The 19,231-nt window shown below is 37.3% G+C and carries 14 protein-coding genes, 1 tRNA gene and 2 pseudogenes; 13 read left to right on the top strand and 4 right to left on the bottom strand.

The genetic code is table 11. The annotated features are described in order from the left end of the window. Nucleotides 1–306: 306 nt before the first annotated feature. From F948_RS02100 to rpmE, 4 genes are all read left to right on the top strand, one after another. Entirely contained in the window at nt 307–2,484 is a 2,178-nt protein-coding gene (locus F948_RS02100) for an AmpG family muropeptide MFS transporter (RefSeq protein WP_004959463.1), read from the top strand. A gap of 2 nt (nt 2,485–2,486) precedes the next feature. Then, a complete protein-coding gene (gene gloA / locus F948_RS02095; protein ID WP_004913115.1) occupies nt 2,487–2,888 on the top strand; it encodes a lactoylglutathione lyase in 402 nt (133 codons plus the stop codon). A gap of 138 nt (nt 2,889–3,026) precedes the next feature. After that, nucleotides 3,027–3,995 carry a bile acid:sodium symporter family protein gene (locus F948_RS02090; RefSeq protein ID WP_004959460.1) on the top strand — a complete coding sequence of 323 codons (969 nt, stop codon included), beginning with the start codon at nt 3,027–3,029 and terminating at the stop codon, nt 3,993–3,995. Between the two features lie 197 nt (nt 3,996–4,192). Then, a complete protein-coding gene (rpmE, locus tag F948_RS02085) occupies nt 4,193–4,417 on the top strand; it encodes a 50S ribosomal protein L31 (protein ID WP_004662919.1) in 225 nt (74 codons plus the stop codon). 86 nt (nt 4,418–4,503) lie between these two features. Here rpmE and F948_RS02080 read toward each other — a convergent pair whose 3' ends face one another. Genes F948_RS02080 through epmB form a run of 3 tightly spaced genes read right to left on the bottom strand, consistent with a single transcriptional unit; the run spans nt 4,504 to nt 9,373 of the window. Beyond that, the gene (locus F948_RS02080; protein ID WP_004959457.1) at nt 4,504–6,612 is read right to left on the bottom strand and encodes an EAL domain-containing protein; all 2,109 of its coding nucleotides are present in this window, start codon (nt 6,610–6,612) and stop codon (nt 4,504–4,506) included. Continuing rightward, on the bottom strand, nt 6,594–8,345 hold the full coding sequence (locus F948_RS02075; protein WP_004959454.1) for a hypothetical protein: 1,752 nt from the start codon (nt 8,343–8,345) through the stop codon (nt 6,594–6,596). Before F948_RS02075 ends, F948_RS02080 begins: the two co-directional genes overlap by 19 nt. An 11-nt stretch (nt 8,346–8,356) precedes the next feature. Beyond that, nucleotides 8,357–9,373, bottom strand: coding sequence for an EF-P beta-lysylation protein EpmB (gene epmB / locus F948_RS02070; protein WP_004959451.1), 1,017 nt, complete (start codon nt 9,371–9,373; stop codon nt 8,357–8,359). Between the two features lie 87 nt (nt 9,374–9,460). Here epmB and efp point away from each other — a divergent pair, with 87 nt between their 5' ends. The 9 genes and pseudogenes from efp to F948_RS16630 all read left to right on the top strand — a co-directional run. Beyond that, entirely contained in the window at nt 9,461–10,030 is a 570-nt protein-coding gene (efp, locus tag F948_RS02065; protein WP_004913097.1) for an elongation factor P, read from the top strand. 176 nt (nt 10,031–10,206) lie between these two features. Continuing rightward, entirely contained in the window at nt 10,207–12,309 is a 2,103-nt protein-coding gene (locus F948_RS02060; protein WP_004913096.1) for a carbon starvation CstA family protein, read from the top strand. Between the two features lie 2 nt (nt 12,310–12,311). Then, nucleotides 12,312–12,614, top strand: coding sequence for a YbdD/YjiX family protein (locus tag F948_RS02055; RefSeq protein ID WP_004913093.1), 303 nt, complete (start codon nt 12,312–12,314; stop codon nt 12,612–12,614). 78 nt (nt 12,615–12,692) lie between these two features. Further along, the gene (locus F948_RS02050) at nt 12,693–13,652 is read left to right on the top strand and encodes an AAA family ATPase (RefSeq protein WP_004913090.1); all 960 of its coding nucleotides are present in this window, start codon (nt 12,693–12,695) and stop codon (nt 13,650–13,652) included. Between the two features lie 13 nt (nt 13,653–13,665). Next, nucleotides 13,666–14,583, top strand: a complete 918-nt coding sequence (locus F948_RS02045; protein ID WP_004959446.1) for a DUF58 domain-containing protein — start codon at nt 13,666–13,668, stop codon at nt 14,581–14,583. A 2-nt stretch (nt 14,584–14,585) separates the two neighbouring features. After that, the gene (locus F948_RS02040) at nt 14,586–16,574 is read left to right on the top strand and encodes a transglutaminase TgpA family protein (protein WP_004959442.1); all 1,989 of its coding nucleotides are present in this window, start codon (nt 14,586–14,588) and stop codon (nt 16,572–16,574) included. Between the two features lie 35 nt (nt 16,575–16,609). Further along, nucleotides 16,610–16,686 (top strand) — tRNA-Val (locus F948_RS02035). 494 nt (nt 16,687–17,180) lie between these two features. After that, nucleotides 17,181–17,462, top strand: coding sequence for a transposase family protein (locus tag F948_RS16470; RefSeq protein WP_228128833.1), 282 nt, complete (start codon nt 17,181–17,183; stop codon nt 17,460–17,462). 237 nt (nt 17,463–17,699) lie between these two features. Continuing rightward, nucleotides 17,700–17,894 (top strand): annotated as a pseudogene (locus tag F948_RS16630) (transposase family protein); the annotation flags it as partial. 110 nt (nt 17,895–18,004) lie between these two features. Here the strand turns inward: F948_RS16630 and F948_RS02025 are convergent. After that, nucleotides 18,005–19,095 (bottom strand): annotated as a pseudogene (locus tag F948_RS02025) (IS3 family transposase). Nucleotides 19,096–19,231 lie beyond the last annotated feature (136 nt).

The raw sequence follows: 19,231 nt of genomic DNA, 5'->3' as shown, positions 1-19,231 counted from the left end.
TCCAACAAATAAACGATAATTGAAATTAGAACTATAGATGCATCTAAACATATCTCATGACTTGCGAACAAATATAAATGGTGTGATTCATCATTTAACATTTGGTGTCAATTGGGACGTATATCGCAGATGTTTAGAAGTATTTATAACTTCTGTTAAAGGTATACAGTTTTAGGTCTAAAGATCAAGCGAACTTGTGTTTTTTATCGACAAAACAAAACAATGGTTGCACAAAGCAACTTGCAAGCGAACACAAGAAACGATTGAATAGGCACATTCAGACATGTTCATGGAAAATAATAACCAATGACAACACAAACCACAGGTTGGGCATCTGCATTTAAAGCATTTTTAGATCGCCGTGCTTTGATTATGTTATTTTTAGGTTTCTCAGCGGGGATACCAATTTTACTCATTTTTTCTAGCTTATCTTTATGGCTAGGTGAGGCAGGAATTGAAAAAAGTGCAGTAACTTTTTTTAGTTGGGCTGCATTAGGCTATTCTTTTAAATTTGTTTGGGCACCATTAATTGATGAGTTGCCTGTCCCATTTCTAACACGCACATTAGGGCGACGTCGAGCATGGCTGTTAATCGCACAGTGTTTAATTATATGTGCAATTTGTATTATGGCATTTTCAGACCCAGCTCTTGGTCAAAGTTATATTATTCAAATGGCGGTTGGGGCAGTATTACTTGGCTTTTCCGCAGCTACGCAAGATATTGTGATTGATGCCTATCGTATCGAGTTAGCTGAAACAGAAATGCAAACTGTCTTAGCATCGACATACAATGCAGGTTATCGCATCGGAATGATTGTTGCTGGTGCTGGTGCATTATTTCTTGCGGCTTACTTAGGAACTGCCAAGGGGAATTATATCTACGAAGCTTGGAAGTATACTTACTTAGCCATGGCAGCAGTCATGAGTGTTGGTATCATCACTACTCTAAGTATTCGTGAACCACAAGTAAATCGAATTTATAAAGATTATAAAAAGACAGATTATTATCGTTTGGTATTGGTATTTTTTGTTGCTGTTGCCAGTTTTGTCGTGAGCTATATCTATTCAGGTAATCTCACAAATTACATCACCGCTTCGGCTGAGATTAAAGATACCGCAGCTTTATTTGGTTTAGAAGCGCTTCGCTTTTTGACCGCAACTGCAGTCGCTTTATTGGTTGGTTCTGGGTTAGTAAAAGCTGGTGTCGTAAATCAGCAGATGGCGAAAGAAACATGGGTTGCGCCGATTCTTGATTTCTTCAAACGCTACGGTCTAAAACTCGCTTTAGTATTATTACTGCTTATTGGTTTTTTTAGAATTTCAGACATTATTGCTGGCGTCATTTCAAATGTTTTTTATCAGGACTTGAATTTTACTAAAGAGCAAATTGCTGAAGCAGTAAAAATATATGGTGTTTTATTTAGCCTTGTCGGTGGCTTTCTTGGGGGCTTGTTGGCACAGCGAATGAACATTATGAAGTTAATGTTTGTTGGTGCTGTTTTAGCCAGTTCTACCAATTTGATTTTTATTGGCTTGGTAAACTCAGGCAAACCTTTATCTCAGGTTGAGGTACAAATCGCAGATAAGCACTATCAAGTAGATACGGATGAGGTGGGGTATTGGAAATTATCTGTACCAAGTGAACAGTTATTAAAAGCAAAAGATATCCAAGTCACTAGTCAATATCAGCAAGAAGCGGACTCAAAGTTTCAATTAACAGTTCCATATTTGATTGCATCACAAAAGCCTCAGATTCAATTATTACCAATGAGTGGTAATGATCAACTTAGCTCAAATGATCTAAAGCAAAGTTTAGTTATTAAAGGTCAGCTTGCTGGCGTAAATTTTGATACATTAGACACAGAGCGTCCAGTTGTCATTATGGTTGACGATAAAGAAATTGTTGCTAAAGTTGATCCTCATGGAATATTCACTGGAGCAGTTGATGGGAAGGTTTTATTAAACTCTCCAACGAAGTTAGTTAAAGCTTCAGTTAATTTTAAAAACAACAACCAAACTGAATTAGCTACAAGTAGACCTTATTTTATTGATACAGCAACACATCCAGATTCCGCTTTAGATATGGATGTTCAACCAGTGCAAGTAATCCAACCAGATCAAAAAAGCTCAGTTGAACTTTCTGGTAAAGTCATTGAAAGCTACAGTACCTTATGGTTATATTTGGCGATTATTATGGATAATTTAGCATCTGGATTGGCTGGTGCAGCATTCATTGCTTTTTTATCGAGTTTAACCAGTGTTTCATTTACAGCGGTTCAATACGCAATTTTTAGTTCTTTAATGACATTAACGCCAAAACTATTGGGTGGTTATTCAGGAACAATCGTGAGTAATATTGGTTATCCAAATTTCTTTTTAATGACGACTTTAATCGGTATTCCGATTCTAATTTTAGTGGTTTGGGTTGCGAAATTATTACGTGATCATGAACGAAACCAAACAACACAACAGACAGGTGAATAAATATGCGCATGTTACATACAATGCTACGAGTAGGTAATTTAGAACAATCTCTCAAGTTCTATACTGAAGTGCTTGGTATGCAATTACTTCGCAAACGTGATTACGAAGAAGGACGTTTTACACTCGCATTTGTGGGTTACGGTGATGAGCAGAACAATACGGTTCTTGAATTAACTCATAATTGGGATACATCTAGTTATGATTTAGGCAATGCTTATGGTCATATCGCAATTGGTGTTGATGATGCTTATAAAGCATGTGAAGAGATTAAAGCACGTGGCGGTAAGGTCGTCCGTGAAGCTGGGCCTATGAAAGGTGGTGTGACGGTCATTGCTTTTGTTGAAGATCCAGATGGCTACAAAGTTGAACTTATTCAACAAGATCAGAATGCAAGAAATAATTAGTTTTAATGCGTTAGACTGAGGTCTAATTATTTAAAAACTAGCTTTATTTATAGAGCTCAGTATGATGGTTTGATCAAATGGTCAACAATATCATATTGGGCTTTTTTATTATTTTGAGGGTAGGTCAGGGAAAGAATTATGTTGAAGTTATTAGCACTAGATCGCTTTACGATTTTATTGGTACTCATGGTCTTATTAGCCACATTGTTACCCATATCAGGTCAGCTTGCTTATTATTTTAATATTTTAACGACAGTCGCAATAGCCGTTCTTTTCTTTTTACATGGTGCAAAATTATCACGAGAAGCTGTAATAGAGGGAATGTTGCATTGGAGAATGCATGCCTTAGTCTTTATTTTTACTTTTTTGATTTTCCCATTGATTGGACTTTTGTCGAGACCTGTTTTAGAACCAGTATTGGGGCAACAGTTATATTGGGGCTTCTTGTTTATGTGTTTCTTACCTTCCACGGTTCAGTCTTCGATTGCATTTACATCTATGGCTAAAGGGAATGTAGCGGGTGCAGTGTGCAGTGCTTCCTTTTCTAATATTATAGGCATGTTTATCACACCGATTTTGGTCAGCTATTTTATCTTAGGGCAAAGTCAACATGATTTTGACCCGACAAAATCAATTGTACAAATTACATTATTGCTGCTTGTGCCATTTATTTTAGGTCAATTATTAAGACCATTTATTTTCCCACAAATGCGTAAATTTCCGAGCGTTGTAAAGGTTTTTGATCAGGGTTCAATCCTCATGGTTGTTTATGGCGCATTTAGTAGCGCAGTTGTCGCTGGTCTATGGCAACAAGTAAGCGGAATTACATTGATTTATTTAACACTGGCATGTTCAGTTTTACTTACCATAGTAATGTTACTTGCATTGTATTTACCTAAATGGTTGGGATTCAATCAAGCGGATCGAATTACGATTTTCTTTTGTAGTTCTAAAAAAACTTTAGCGAGTGGTGTTCCAATGGCTCAAATTCTTTTTATTGGACAGCCTTTGGGGATGATTGTATTACCCATCATGATTTTCCACCAAATTCAGTTGATGGTCTGTGGGGTAATTGCGAATCAATGGTCAAAATCAATGCAGGAATAGTTAGCAAAATATAATTTATTCGCGTATAATATCTGCCACTTGTTGGCTTTGCTCTGACCTAAGATGTCTCGGTGAGTCAAAAGAAATGGTCTGTTGTGGTATTGATCTGCGAGTATTAAGACTCTGCTTTCCTCATCTTGAGAGTGATCAATTGCGATAACAGCTTAAGCCTTTCTTACTAAATAGGAGCATCGACCATGCGCGCCGATATTCACCCTAAATACGAAAAATTAGTTGCTACTTGCTCATGCGGTAACGTAATCGAAACTCGTTCTGCACTTGGTAAAGAAACTCTTTATCTTGACGTATGTTCAGCTTGCCACCCATTCTATACTGGTAAACAAAAGAATGTAGATACTGGTGGTCGTATCGACAAGTTCAAACAACGTTTCTCTGGTATGTCACGTTCTATCAAACGTTAATATCAAGAAAAACAAAAAACGGGCAATATGCCCGTTTTTTGTTGTCTCTAATCCTCTCCTTTGTAAAAGGAGAGGCTGGTAGATTTCTATTGATCTTGTACGTCAGTTAAACGATCAAGTTTCTTTTGGAAGTAGTTGCCTTGTAAGAGGCGCGCTTCAACATTCCAAGCATTTGCGAATAAATTCATATCATTTAAATCAGTCAGTAAAATTTCTACAGATTTCATACCGATGAAATTCAGAATTTTTTCCTGTAATTTTGCCATGTCTTTCTCGCTAGCTAACATCTTGGAAAGTTTGCTATGTAGGCATAAATATTGGGTATCAATTTGCGTAAGAATAGATTCGCTATAAAGTGAATCACCAAAATTGCGTATTGAAATTTCAGCACCGTATTGACGCAGCAGAGCGACTTGCTGTTGAGCTTGAGACAGATTTTGTTGCAGACTATGCTCTGAGAATTGGACAATAAGCGGATGAGCTTGTTTGCTTCCAATAATCGTAAGAAGTTTTGCGACCAATTCAGGTAATTTTTTATCGTTAATTAGAATGTGATGGTTCAAATTAACGATTAGTTTAGCTTTTGGATATTGAGTAATAAAGTTGTGTAGTTGTTTACACGCTTCTACAAGAATCCAGCGGTCAAGTTGTACAGATAACTCAGGATCATCTTTTAAATCGGCTAGATCACTTAAATCAATCCATTGATTATCATGAATAAATCCTGCTGTAACCTCATAGGTATGAGTATGTTGATCCTGCTTATCATATAGTTGTTGATATTTTAATTGGATCGATCCAGCATCTAGTTTCTGTTTTAACTCTTGTAATAAGGTTAGTTTAACAGAGGTTTGAATATGTTCGGTTGTAAGACCGATATCGGCATCTATCTTTTGACTATTGAAAACAGGAAGTGGTGTAGCAAAAGCTTTTGAGAGTAATTGTTCAAAAGCAGTTTCATTTGAAATTGGTTGATTTAACTCACAATATCCTAATTTTAATTGGAGTGGAAAGGTGTGATTATCTGTCACAAGAAGTTGAGGTTTTTGTAGACCATTTAAACCAATCAATAATGAATTTAATACTTCTTTGGATTCAGCTTGGATTAACCCGGCATAGAGTGCTGTTTCAATTTGATGAATTGGGACGTTGACTTGTTCTTTAATGAAATTTTGAATATTTGAAAAATAAGACTTTGTTCCACGCCAATCAGATTGAAAAATCTCATTTGGACAATGATTTAAGCCAAATAAAACTAATGCATTTACATTTGCAGGATGATTGCTAAGATGGCGATTTATTTGTTGTAAAGATGAATTTAAACTTGAAAGTTTTTCTGCTGGAGCAATCGTTACAGTAGGCGCGACTGTAGTTGGTTCGGATTTTTGTGTGGCTTGAGAAGGACATTCGATATTGAGTTGAATTTCATCATCATTTCCAGATGGTAAAAACTCTACATGTAATGGATTATTTTTTACATTTGAATTGAGTGTTTTGATTTCAAAGCGAGCATGTTCAAATTGACCTTGAGAAATCTTCTTGAAGCGTAGTTTAAATTGAGCCAAATCTTCAGGTTGTAAAACATCTAGTAATGGTAAACCAATCAAATCATCTTCATTCTCGAAACCAAAAAGAGTCGCATACTCTTTGTTGGCACTGAAATGAATTCCTTCTTGTAATACTGCGACCGCTTTATGAGTTTCTGCAACTAAAGATTGTGCTTGTGTTTGTGCGGCTTCTAATTCATTCAATAGACGATGTTCAGCTTGTACTAATCGGCTATATGATAATGCACGAATGATGCTGATATAAAAATGATCAGGGGATTTTAAACTAAGAACATCATAGATACCTTTATGAATATAGTTTTGATACTGTTGCGCATCGAAGTCTTCTGGTTCAAGCAATAAAACGGGCAAATTAGGTTGTGATGATGCTTGAATCAAAGAGAGAGTTTGTTCGATTTTTAAATCATAAGCTCGACCGAAAATCACCATATCCCAAGGTAGATTCAGTTGCTTTTCAAATGTTTTAAAATCATCCAATAGACAAGCTTGGACTTTGTGTTCTTGTGCAGAAAATAATTGCAAAATTTGATTATAACGAAGTTGGTTATCATCAATAATTAATAAGCGTGTTTCAGTACGTTTTAACTTTTTAGAGAGTAAAGAATTTCTCACTTCAATGCTTCCCATAAATCTTGATCATTTGTATCCATATTCTTTTGTGCTATAAATTTTTGAAGATTAGGTTCATCTTCTTCATTGAGCAATTCGAAATCAAACTGGACAAAACTTTGAGTAATTAACTGTGCTGTTAATAAGTACACTTTTACTTCCTCTTTCCCCAATCGTAAATGAATAGCTTGCTGTTCTCTGAAAATTTGCGAACCTGGCAATATGATTGTTGTTTTTGTTTCATCCAGATTATGATTTTTTAAAATAAGTGCAGGGTGGTAATTACTCACATGGCGGTCAGATTGAATACGTACTGCGCATGGGAAAATATCCTGTGCTAAAACCTCTAAACCGAGTTCAAGGCTTTTTTCACTGGATTGTTTAAGCCAACGAATAACACCACCTCGCCAATGACCATGTGAGGTTTCTTTCACCAAGATATATTCGCCAGTCCGAAGGTTTTTAGGTGCTTCAGTCGTCCATTTAATACGATATCCATTTACACTAATATCAAGAATGTCTGCTTGATAAACTGCTTTACTTTCACGGCTTAAACGTTGGATGGAAGATTCTTGATTGTCAGAAGATTCTTTTTTATCCCACAATGACAAAAAGCGAGATTCGCTTTGTAATCCATAGCCATGTTCAAGTTGAAGAGTTTCAGCGAAATTCTTTGCTTTAGATAGATAGAAATGAGCGGTGAGTAATCCAAAACAAATATGCAACTGTGCAGAGTACTCATAACGCTCGTGACGTCGTTCAGCAGTAGTGCCAAGAATCGTTTGAACATGAAATTTCAAGGCAGGAGTTAAATAGATTTTTTCATTTTTAGAAATATATTCTGCATTTTTGTGAAGTGTTGCAGTGACATGATCTAAAAGACTATTGGTGCTGATAAAAATATTTGGATTAAATCCTGAACTCTGTTTCTTGTTATAAATAGGCGGGTGATCTTTACTGGTATCAACTACATATTTGGTTAATTCAGTTTCCTTTGGTAATAGTTGCAGCATTTTCGCCCAGTCAAAGCTACATTGGAATAAAGCTTGAATCTCAGATTGGCGGATTTGATTGGTGTTAAAGATATCTAGCAAAATAAGTTGTGCATAAGCTTGAGCAACATTATTGAGGCTTGGTTTACCTGCTGGTTGTTCCAAAGTAGTATGATGATATTTATGAGTTACAGCTGCATCATAAAGTTGGTGAGCAATGAGCCATTGTCCTGCAACAGGTTCACTATAAAGCATATGTTGCTGATACAGGAGTTGAGTGAGTTGTTGTAATGCTTGGAAAGTCGCTAAGGTTCTTGCAGTCTGGAGATTTTTCTTTTGATTTAATGCAAAAAAAGAAAATTTTTGATGCTCAAGTTGATCGCTACTTCGGCGAACAATATTGATATAAATCGCTGCGAAGTAACAACGCAAAAGCATTGCTAGTTCGATAATGTGTTCATTACGATCAGAGGTGATGACACCTTGATTAAAAAAATTCTTTTCTAGACTACCTAAAACATTTTCGATGGTAGGGTGTAGTGTCTGTATTAAATCAAAACGCAAAGTTTCTGAGCATTCAAATTCACTTAGCTCAAGTAAAGCTGAGAATAATGCTTTAGAGGTATCACCCAATTGCATTATGGCAAGTGTTGAAATCCATTCGTTCAAGCTTTTAGTGTTTGAATCACAAAAACTGAGTTTATCCCTTCTTAAAACAGTGGGAATTTGAAAAATATCCGAAAATGCATTATCCATCATTGTAATCAATCTCAGAACGTTTGAACCCCAAAAAGCGGTGTTTTATTTTTTTCGCCCGCAATTTCCCTTACGAGTTTAGGGACAAGATATCCAGGTAAACTCGCTAAAACATCAGTATATATATGATCTATCTCTGAAGATCTTAAATCAAAATGTTGAGCGCCTTTTACTTTATCTAATACATGAAGATAATAAGGCATTACACGCGCGTCAAATAAACGCAAACTTAAATTATTCAAAATTTCTGCAGAATCATTCACACCTTTGAGTAAAACTGCTTGATTTAGCACTGTAATATGGTGTTCTGATAACTGTAATAACTTTGAGCAAGTAAAGTCGTCAAGTTCAGCTGCGTGATTTGAGTGTATCACTACTACAATGCGTAGCCTACTGTTTTTTAATATAGAAATCAGCTCTTCATCGATTCGATTTGGAATAACGACGGGAACACGTGAATGAATTCTCAGAATCTTAATCTGAGGGAGAGATGCTAGACGTTCCAACCAAAGTGATAATTTTCGATTTGATAAAGTTAGGGGGTCTCCGCCACTCAAAATAACTTCATTAATTTGTGGATTTTGCTCAATATACTGTTTGATATTAATCCAATCATCATTTTTGGGTAGGTTTTCTTGGTATGGGAAATGGCGACGGAAACAATAACGACAATGAATCGCACATGCACCAGTTAAAGTCAGTAAAAAACGTGATTGATATTTATGTAGAACTCCAGCCATTTGATTAGCTGCTTCTTCACCAAGTGGGTCAGTAACAAATTCTGGATGGTCTTCAAGTTCTAAATGATGGGGTAAAACTTGTAGCAATAAGGGATCAAAAGGATCTCCAATGCTCATTTTTCCGACGAATGCGCGTGGAACACGTAATTTGAACTGTTCAGAGGCAAAGATTGCCCCTGATAATAACTGTTCAGTGGATAACTCAAGCAGATTTAACAACTCTAAAGGATCAGTAATTAGATCACTGAGTTGTGATTGCCAGTTTTTCTCTTGATGTAAATAGTTTATCATGCCATACGTTAAAATAGTGTTAGCCTAAAGGCTATTGGCCTAGTCTAGCATTAATAGATTTGAGTTTTAAGTTGGAGTGCGCCTTTCATGGCCTATTATTCTACAAATGATTTTAAAGCTGGCCTTAAGGTCATGCTGGATGGTAACCCATGTTCAATCATGGAAAATGAATATGTAAAACCAGGTAAAGGTCAGGCGTTTAACCGCGTAAAATTACGTAACCTTCGCTCTGGTAAAGTATTAGAAAAAACATTCAAATCAGGTGATTCTTTAGAAGCTGCTGATATTGTAGAAGTAGAAATGGAATACCTCTACAACGATGGCGAAATGTGGAACTTTATGGATCCAGTAACTTTTGAGCAAATCGCTGCTGATAAAACAGCAATGGGCGACGCTGCAAAATGGTTAAAAGATGATTCAAATGAAAAATGTACAATCATGTTATTTAATGGTGTACCTTTAACGGTAAGCCCACCAAACTTTGTTGTGCTCAAAATTGTTGAGACTGATCCTGGTGTACGTGGTGATACTTCTGGCGGTGGCGGTAAGCCTGCGAAACTTGAAACAGGTGCTGTGGTACGTGTTCCATTATTCGTTCAGCAAGAAGAAAGCGTTCGTGTAGATACTCGTACTGGTGACTACCTAGAGCGTGCATAATCGTTAAACACAAAGTATACGATTATCGAAGGGATGATAAAGAATCATCCCTTTTTTATGCCAAAGTATTAGATAAATCTATTTTAATAAACGATAAACTCACGAAGATATTTTCTAAAGAAAATATAGGAATGGAAATCCAAATCACCAAAAGTGAAATATTTGAGAGGTTTTGAATGGAGATAACACAAGCAAAAACATCGCTTTCCTCTAAGATTCTATGGAGTTTAGTTGCCATTATCGGGGCAATTTCTTTTGGGATATTGGCGGTGAGTCGCGGTGAGCATGTAAATGCAGTTTGGTTGGTTCTCGCTGCTGTCTGTGTATATAGCATTGCATATCGGTTCTATAGTTTATTTATCGCAAACAAGGTTTTTGAATTAAACCCAAGGCGATTAACCCCAGCTCATCGTTTAAACGATGGTTTGGATTATGTTCCTACCAATAAATACGTATTATTTGGGCATCATTTTGCGGCGATTGCTGGTGCTGGTCCTTTAGTGGGACCAATTCTAGCGGCTCAGATGGGTTATTTACCTGGAACAATTTGGCTGCTTGTCGGTGTGGTGATTGCAGGTGCAGTTCAAGATTTTCTTGTGCTGTTTATCTCCACACGTCGTGATGGTCGTTCATTAGGTGAAATGGCAAAGCAGGAATTGGGTACTTTTGCTGGTGTTATCGTCATGCTTGGTACATTGGGCGTGATGGTCATTATTCTTGCGGTACTTGCTCTGGTTGTGGTTAAAGCATTAGCTCATAGCCCTTGGGGTGTATTTAGTATTGCTGCAACGATTCCTATTGCATTATTTATGGGCGTGTACATGCGTTATCTGCGCCCAGGTAAAATTGCAGAAGTCTCTATCATTGGTTTCGTCTTGATGATGGCCGCGATTGTTTTTGGTGGTGATGTCGCAAAAGATCCGTATTGGGGACAGTTATTTACCTTAAGTGGAACGCAATTGACATGGGCATTAATCATTTATGGTTTTATTGCATCAGTCTTACCAGTTTGGTTACTGTTAGCACCACGTGATTATTTATCAACATTTCTTAAAATTGGTGTAATTGCTGGCTTAGCAATCGGTATTGTCTTTGCAATGCCTGATTTGAAAATGCCTGCGGTTACGCATTTTGTGGATGGTACAGGACCTGTTTTCGCAGGGACATTATTTCCATTTCTATTTATTACGATTGCTTGTGGTGCCATTTCTGGTTTCCATGCGCTAGTTTCTTCTGGTACCACGCCTAAGCTCGTCGATAACGAAGTAAATATTCGTATGATAGGTTACGGTGGAATGTTGATGGAATCTTTTGTCGGCATTATGGCAATGATTTGTGCGACTGTACTTGATCCAGGAATCTATTTTGCGATTAATGCTCCTGCAGCAGTGCTGGGTACAACGGTTGATACAGCTGCTGAAGCTGTCCGTAATTTAGGTTTTATCGTTACACCAGAAATGTTAACAGTACTCGCACAAGAAGTGGGTGAGAGTTCCATTTTATCTCGCACAGGCGGTGCACCGACTTTTGCGATTGGTATGGCACATATCATTTCTGAAATTTTCAATAGTCGTTCAATGATGGCTTTTTGGTATCACTTCGCGATCCTGTTTGAAGCATTATTTATTTTAACCGCGGTGGATGCAGGAACACGTGCTTGTCGTTTTATGGTGCAAGATACGGTCGGGATAGTTGTACCTGCGGTTAAACAATCTAGCTCTTTTTTTGGAAACTTAGTTGGTACTTTTGTTGCGGTTGCTGGCTGGGGCTTCTTCGTTTATCAAGGTGTAGTTGATCCTCTAGGTGGTATTAATTCGTTATGGCCACTCTTTGGTATTGGTAACCAAATTCTTGCATCAATGGCATTAATCTTGGGTACGGTGATTTTATTCAAGATGAAGAAAGAGAAATATGTATGGGTCACAATCGTCCCAACAGTTTTCTTATTTATCACTTCTATGACTGCAGGTTGGCAAAAAATCTTCCATGAGAATCCAAAGATTGGTTTTCTTGCTCAAGCGAACCGTTTTTCTGATGCGATTGCACGTGGGGAGCTACTCGCTCCGGCGAAAACAGTAGCAGAGATGCAAACAATTGTGATGTCCAATCAAATCAACGCGGTGTTGTGTGGATTCTTTATGATTGTTGCTATCGTAATGGTAATTGCATCTATCGGAGCAATTCGCAAAGCATTAGCAAGTTCAACGCCTACTGTGAATGAGGCACCTGCTGTTTATTCAGATGTACCGATGACTGCGAATAGCGTGAAGGGAGAATAAGCATGGATTTCAAAATTGCGAAAGAAGGTGGTTCCTTAATCGTGAAGATTATTAAATTCACTATTATGTCGCAAAAACACCTGATTTTCTCACCAAGAAATTGGTCTCGTATCGCACTTCTATGGCAGAACTTGCAAAAAAGTTTCCGTTTAATGGTTGGAGTACCAGATTACGAAAACTATCTCAGACATATGCAACAGCATCATCCAGATTTGACACCGATGGATGCGAAGACTTTTTATCGTCACTGTGTCGATGCGCGTTACCCATCGTCAGGCGGGAATATGAAAAAATGTCCTTGCTAGAAGTCATTTGATTTCTTTGAAAAAAAATCAAAACAGTGTATGTTGAGGCATACACTGTTTTATTTTGGGGATAGAATTATGTGGGGCATGGAAAAAGCTTCTGTTCAAGAAAAAAAAATACAAAATCAGCAACTAGAACAAGATATTAAAAGCTTTAGCCATAAAATAGAAAGTTTCCTTATTCAGGTTAATGAGCTGATCTTAGATAAGCCGCAACAAACTAAACTTGCACTGACTTGTTTGCTGGCTGGTGGTCATGTGCTATTTGAAGATTTACCTGGCTTGGGTAAAACAACATTAGCCAGTGCTTTAGCTCGTTTGGCGGGACTGCATTTTCAACGAATCCAATTTACCAATGATATGCTGGCGAGTGATGTGATTGGTATCAATATTTTTAATCAAAAAGAACATATTTTTGAATTTAAAAAAGGCCCTGTCTTTACTCAAATTTTACTTGCGGATGAAATTAATCGTTGTAGCCCTAAAACGCAAAGCGCGTTGCTCGAAGCAATGGAAGAAGGGGCGGTTACAGTTGATGGTATTCACTATGAATTACCTCAGCCTTTTTGGGTGCTTGCTACGCAAAACCCACTTTTTCAAAGTGGAACCTATGCTTTGCCTGAGTCTCAACTAGATCGTTTTTTAATGCGTTTGTCTTTGGGCTATCCATCTCGCCAAGCTGAAAAACTTTTACTTCAACAAAGTTCACGTCAGCTTCTTATTCATCAATTGGATTCTGTATTTAATCAAGCTGATATTTTGCATTTACGTGAACTCGCTAAACAAGTTTTTTTAAGTGATGCTGTACTTAACTATATTTTAGATTTAGCCGCTGAAACACGTAAGCAGCGTCATGGTTTATCAACACGTGGAGTATTGGCATTAAAAGCTGCATCCCAAGCTTATGCATTAGTAGAAGGACGAGCTTTTGTAACTACAGATGATGTGCAGATGGTGTTTATATCTGTAGTTTCACATCGTCTCAGTTTGGGTGAAAATGAAGTAAGAAAAATTTTAGAATCGGTAGAGGCATTCTAGTTGAGAGTGAGATATGCAAAAATTATTCAAGCATCCACTACAAAACTGGATTGCAAAACGATTCCAAATTGATGAAAAGAAGCGACTTACACAAAAAGATATTTTGATCTTTTTATATAGGCAAGGTTTTCTATATCTTGTGCTAATTTTGATTACGTTTATTGCAGGTATTAACTACGCAAATAACTTAATTCTAGGTTTTTGTTTTTTAATTAGTGCAATTTTATGGATTAGTTTTTATCTTACTTTTAAGCAGTTACATCGGCTGGATATAGAGCTTGTCTTTCCTGAAATAGGGCAAGTGGATAACTCATTTACACTAAAAATAATGTTTAAACAAAAAAGTATCTTCACCCGATATTTGAGAATAATTAGTGAAGAGAAAGAACATTTTTTCTGCTTTGAGCATACTCAACAAATTTTTGAGTTGCCATTTTATCCAAATACTCGAGGACAATACGATTTTTCACCCATAAAAATATATTCTACTTACCCATTCGGTTTAGTGCGTGCATGGACTTATTTATATCCTAAGCATAAGGTGTGGATTGCTCCCAAAGCTCACGATTGGCAAAAAGAACATAAAAGCCAACCTACCAATACTCAAGACAGCTTAGATGAGTTTAAAGAGCTAAGAGCATTTCAACATGGTGATTCCTATCAGAATGTAGCTTGGAAACAGGTTGCAAGAGGACAAGGATTTTTTATTAAAATGTTCGAAACTCAAGCCAATCATCAATATTTAGAAATAGATTATCAACAAATACCTGCACAAGGGCATGAACAAAAACTGAGTTTTATGATGGGTTTAATTGAGCAATGCGAACTATTGGGCGATGACTATGCTGTGATATTGCCTCATGCACGATTAGAAAGTGGACAAGGTCAATCACAGTTAATCAAGGCTAAACTTTTGCTGGCGCAGGCTTGATGATGAATAAACAAATTTATTTCTGTATTTTAGTTGCGCTAGTCTTAATACTAATTGGACAAATCCCGTTTATTCCATTTACTTTGAGTGGTCTATGGGCTGTCGTATTGTTGGTTTTGGTTTGGCGATATTTAAAGAACCAAATCACAGCATTTTCGAATTGGATACTTGTTCCATTTACGATAGTTTCAATTGCCTTTATCTTTTTACAATACCGAAGCTTGTTTGGTGTGGAGGCAGGAGTTGCATTTCTTTGTACCTGTTTAATTGCAAAGACAATGGAAGTTAAAAATACTCGAGATCTATTGGTTGTATTTAACTTCGCACTATTTGTCAGTGCTAGTCTATTATTGCACAGTCAAGCATTCTGGATGGCGCTAGTAGTATTTTCTGCATTTATCATGTGTATGGTTGGGTTATATCGCATTCAAACCGCACTTTTTCAGCAAAAAACAGCATCAAACCAGTTCAGACGTGATTTAAAGCAGATATTTAAATTTGTAGCAGTAGCGACACCATTTTTTATTTTATTATTTATTTTCTTCCCGCGGTTACCCCCATTGTGGGCAATTCCAATTCAACAAGATAGTGCGACGACAGGGATTAGTGATCGTATGTCACCAGGTGATATTGCGGAGCTGTCGCAATCATCAGCTCTAGCATTTCGTATTGTGGCAAATATGAATCAGTTGCCGAGTCGAAATGATTTATATTGGAGAGCATTGGTATTGGATATGTATGATGGTTCAACGTGGACCAGTCATTATTCAAATCAAAGTTTGAAGCGAGTGAATTACGCTACTCAAAAACAAGTTAAATACCAATATTTATCAGCTGATGAACAATCCAATTGGATCATGGGGCTTGAATATTCAGTTCCTCAAGAACGATATTTACAGGTTTATCAGGATGATAGTATTCGTCCATCTAGGTTGATCAAGAGAAATCAACCAATACAAATGCTATGGTTAGGCCAAATATCAGCCCTATCAGAAGTTTTGAATCCAATACAAATAGAAATAAACACTCGGTATATTGAAGGATTAGATCCAAAAGCACAGAAACTCGCAGAAACATTATTGAATCAAAGCCAGCATCAACCGAACCAATATATCCGAAATGTCTTAGCTTGGTATCGCAAAAATGGTTTTGTATACACATTAACTCCTGGAACTTTGGGTGGAAACCGCATAGACCAGTTTTTATTTTCAAGTCGTAAAGGGTTTTGTGAGCACTATGCATCTAGTTTTGTAATGTTAATGCGTTATGCAGGTATTCCTGCCCGTGTGGTAACAGGTTATCAAGGGGGGCAACTAGCACCTGATAATCAGAGTTGGGAAGTAAGACAATTAGATGCACATGCATGGAGTGAAGTTTATCTAAATGGTAAATGGCAAAGAATTGATTCAACAGCGATGATTGCGCCGCAAAGAATTGACACAGGCATGCAAAATTATTTAGCCCAAGACGAAACAGTTTGGGGTGATCAGCAATCAGAAGCTTGGCGTTTACAGCAGTTTAGAATGCTAAAAAACATGCGAATTTGGAGTGATTATTTAAGTTATCAATGGCAGAGTAAAGTCGTTGGATATGACGTAGAAAAGCAAAAAAATTGGTTATCACGTTTAGGATTAAATTCAAGTTATGCCTATGTGATTATTTTAATCGGAGGATTTGGATCAATTCTAATTTTGTATGCGGCTTATTATTGGTGGGTGCAAAGATCAAAACAAACGTCTTACGAGCGTGAAATACAAAAGTTTCAGAAAAAGTTGCCCATTCACTTGCGAAAAAGACATTCTGAGACATTTCAGATGTGGATGCATCGTTTATCTGAACAGGCTAATGGTCATCAATCATTTGAACAACTTATTGTGTTATATCAAAAAATTATTTTTAAGGAGCAAAAGAATGAAAATAATCTCATGCTCTTTAAGCATTTGCTTAAAGACTGTGCGATTACACTAAAACAGGTTCAAAAAAACTTGTGAAGCTTATAAAAAATGAATATTATGCTGTTCATTCTAGGTGTATAGCTCAGTTGGTTAGAGCGCTACGTTGACATCGTAGAGGTCTCCAGTTCGAGTCTGGATATACCTACCAAAATTTTATACTTAATTATCAATTAGTTAAGTAGCTAAAATTAAGGCAATTTAAGAGTTTTTAATGCTAAATTGGTCAGCTTGATGGTTTAAAATCGTCAAAATCTGCGTCAAAAACACATTATTATTTTCGTTTTAGCACCAAAACGCCCCCAAGTTTACACTTGGGTTTTGTGTTTGGTGCTGCTACGACACCAAGGTGGATTTATGCAAAAACCAGTGAAGCGCGGCAATTATTTTTTGCTTTCATATAAGGAAGTTACCATACTTTTTGATATGCTTAACTTCCTAAGCCCCTAATTTAAACAGTAGATCTCTTTCATAAATCAAAAAACGATCTTCTTTTTGGTTAATATTTACACTCCAGATTTCTTGACATTCGTGCATAATCTGCGGATGAAATACATCGATTCAAACAAGCTTTCTGATCCTCAGTTTAAGCGATACACAGGCATCTCATGATCAACCTTTTATTTAATGGTTGACCAATTGAAAATGCATGTCTCTGCCAAAGGCAGACCGCCCAAGTTAATTCTGGAGGATCAGGTTCTGCTCTGTCTAAGCGATTGGCGGGAATACCGAACCTTATTTCACGTTGAGGCGAGTTACGGGATTTCAGACCCCACAGCCTCAAGAATTGTCCGTCATGTTGAAGACTGCCTGATTTGGTCCAATCTGTTCAATTTACCCAAAGATTTACCCGAGGGCGAAGGCATCGACTGGAATGTTGTGATCATAGATGCCACGGAAATTCCAATCCAAATGCCTAAAAAATAGAAGAAAAGCTATAGCGGCAAGAAAAAGACCCATACCTTTAAAGTACAGGCCATGATTCACTACAAGACTCAGCAAATTCTGAGTTTATGTAGCAGTCGCGATGCAATGCATGATTTCGAGTTGTTCAAACGAAATTTAAACCATATTCCTTCAGGAGCCTTTGTTCTTGCATATAAAGGGTTATCAGGGGATTTATACTTTGTATCCCAATAGCCTGTTGCCGTAAAAACCAAAAGACGCTGTAAATTGGATCCTGAACTAAAAAACTATAATCAGGAAATCAATAAAAGAAGAATAGCAATTGAGCATGTATTTGGCAGTCTAAAAACTTTCAAGATCCTTGCGGAGCGTTATCGTAATAGAGCTAAAAGACTTGGTTTGAGATTCAATCTAATTGCTGGAATTTATAACTTGGAGTTGAGTAAAAAATGATTTATGAAATAGGTCTAGTAAGTATGCAGATATAGAATGGAATTTTATCGTAAGATAAAGTGTTTAGATATGGTAATCCTCCCATAAATAACCGAAGTTAAAAGTAGAGGTTAAGCAGCCATTAGAGGTGGCTTTCCTTTGTTAGCTTGATATGGTCTTTCATGGTTGTAATGCCACAACCAGTTTGTTGCATAATCTTGTACTTCATCCAAAGTATCAAATAAATGCTTGCTCAGCCAACTATAACGTATGGTCCGATTATAGCGTTCAATATACGCATTCTGCTGTGGCTTACCCGGTTGAATATATTCAATACGAATACCGTGCTCAGTAGCCCAGCGCACAAATTCGTGACTGATAAATTCGGGACCATTATCGCATCGGATCACTAACGGTTTTTCTCTCCACTCCAGCAATTGATTCAACGTACGAATAACCCTGATTGTGGGCAATGAGAACCCTGCTTCAATGGCTAGGCCTTCGCGGCGGTAATCATCAATCACATTCAATAATCGAAACTTGCGACCATCGGAAAGCTGATCATGCATAAAATCTAATGACCAAACCTGATTTTCTCGGATTGGTTCTTTCAATGGTTCAGGCGCATGCCGTTTTAGTCTTCTTCTCGGTTTAATACGCAGATTCAGTGCCAACTCACAGTAAATGCGGTAAACCCGCTTGTGATTCCAGCAGCAACTCTCAACATGCCGTAAATACGAGAAGCACAAACCAAAGCCCCAATCGGAATTTTCCTCAGTGAGTTCAATGAGCTGTTCAGCAATGAGTGCATTGTCATCGCTGAGTTTGGCTTGATAGCGGTAGCAGGTTTCACTAATGCCAAATGCTTTACAAGCCAAACGAATACTAATGGCATGCTGGGCAACTGCCTGTTGTGCCATCTTACGCCGGCAAGATGGCTTTACCCTTGCGCAGCAGTGCTGCTCATTGCCATCGCTTCCTGGATGATTTCGGCCTTTAATCGCTCTTCCGCATACATCTTTTTAAGTCTGGTATTTTCGGCTTCTAGCTCTTTCAGTCGAGCCATTAATGATGTATCCATACCACCATATTTGGCACGCCATTTATAAAAGGTAGCATTACTCATGCCGTGTTCACGGCAAAGGGTCGCTACAGGTGTGCCAGATTCTGCCTGTTTCAAGATGGACATGATCTGACTGTCAGTAAATTTAGATGTTTTCATGCAGAATCTCCTGCTCGTATCTTAAGAGAAAATTCTACTTTTAGATCCTATTATTTTTAGGGGGATTACCATATAAAACACTTTATTTGATTTTTTTGTGTTCAATTTTGTGTTTTTACAGTATGCTTTTGTCAAA

The organism is Acinetobacter junii CIP 64.5 (genome assembly GCF_000368765.1).
Taxonomy (GTDB): domain Bacteria; phylum Pseudomonadota; class Gammaproteobacteria; order Pseudomonadales; family Moraxellaceae; genus Acinetobacter; species Acinetobacter junii.
This window is presented reverse-complemented; position numbering and strand designations above follow the sequence as displayed.

Coding starts and splice junctions, on each gene's coding strand:
- F948_RS02055 (WP_004913093.1), top strand. CDS start 12,312: ATGGATTTCAAAATTGCGAAAGAAGGTGGTTCCTTAATCGTGAAGATT.
- F948_RS02060 (WP_004913096.1), top strand. CDS start 10,207: ATGGAGATAACACAAGCAAAAACATCGCTTTCCTCTAAGATTCTATGG.
- rpmE (WP_004662919.1), top strand. CDS start 4,193: ATGCGCGCCGATATTCACCCTAAATACGAAAAATTAGTTGCTACTTGC.
- F948_RS02080 (WP_004959457.1), bottom strand. CDS start 6,612: ATGGGAAGCATTGAAGTGAGAAATTCTTTACTCTCTAAAAAGTTAAAA.
- F948_RS02100 (WP_004959463.1), top strand. CDS start 307: ATGACAACACAAACCACAGGTTGGGCATCTGCATTTAAAGCATTTTTA.
- F948_RS02075 (WP_004959454.1), bottom strand. CDS start 8,345: ATGATGGATAATGCATTTTCGGATATTTTTCAAATTCCCACTGTTTTA.
- efp (WP_004913097.1), top strand. CDS start 9,461: ATGGCCTATTATTCTACAAATGATTTTAAAGCTGGCCTTAAGGTCATG.
- F948_RS02040 (WP_004959442.1), top strand. CDS start 14,586: ATGAATAAACAAATTTATTTCTGTATTTTAGTTGCGCTAGTCTTAATA.
- F948_RS16470 (WP_228128833.1), top strand. CDS start 17,181: ATGCATGTCTCTGCCAAAGGCAGACCGCCCAAGTTAATTCTGGAGGAT.
- epmB (WP_004959451.1), bottom strand. CDS start 9,373: ATGATAAACTATTTACATCAAGAGAAAAACTGGCAATCACAACTCAGT.
- gloA (WP_004913115.1), top strand. CDS start 2,487: ATGCGCATGTTACATACAATGCTACGAGTAGGTAATTTAGAACAATCT.
- F948_RS02050 (WP_004913090.1), top strand. CDS start 12,693: ATGTGGGGCATGGAAAAAGCTTCTGTTCAAGAAAAAAAAATACAAAAT.
- F948_RS02045 (WP_004959446.1), top strand. CDS start 13,666: ATGCAAAAATTATTCAAGCATCCACTACAAAACTGGATTGCAAAACGA.
- F948_RS02090 (WP_004959460.1), top strand. CDS start 3,027: ATGTTGAAGTTATTAGCACTAGATCGCTTTACGATTTTATTGGTACTC.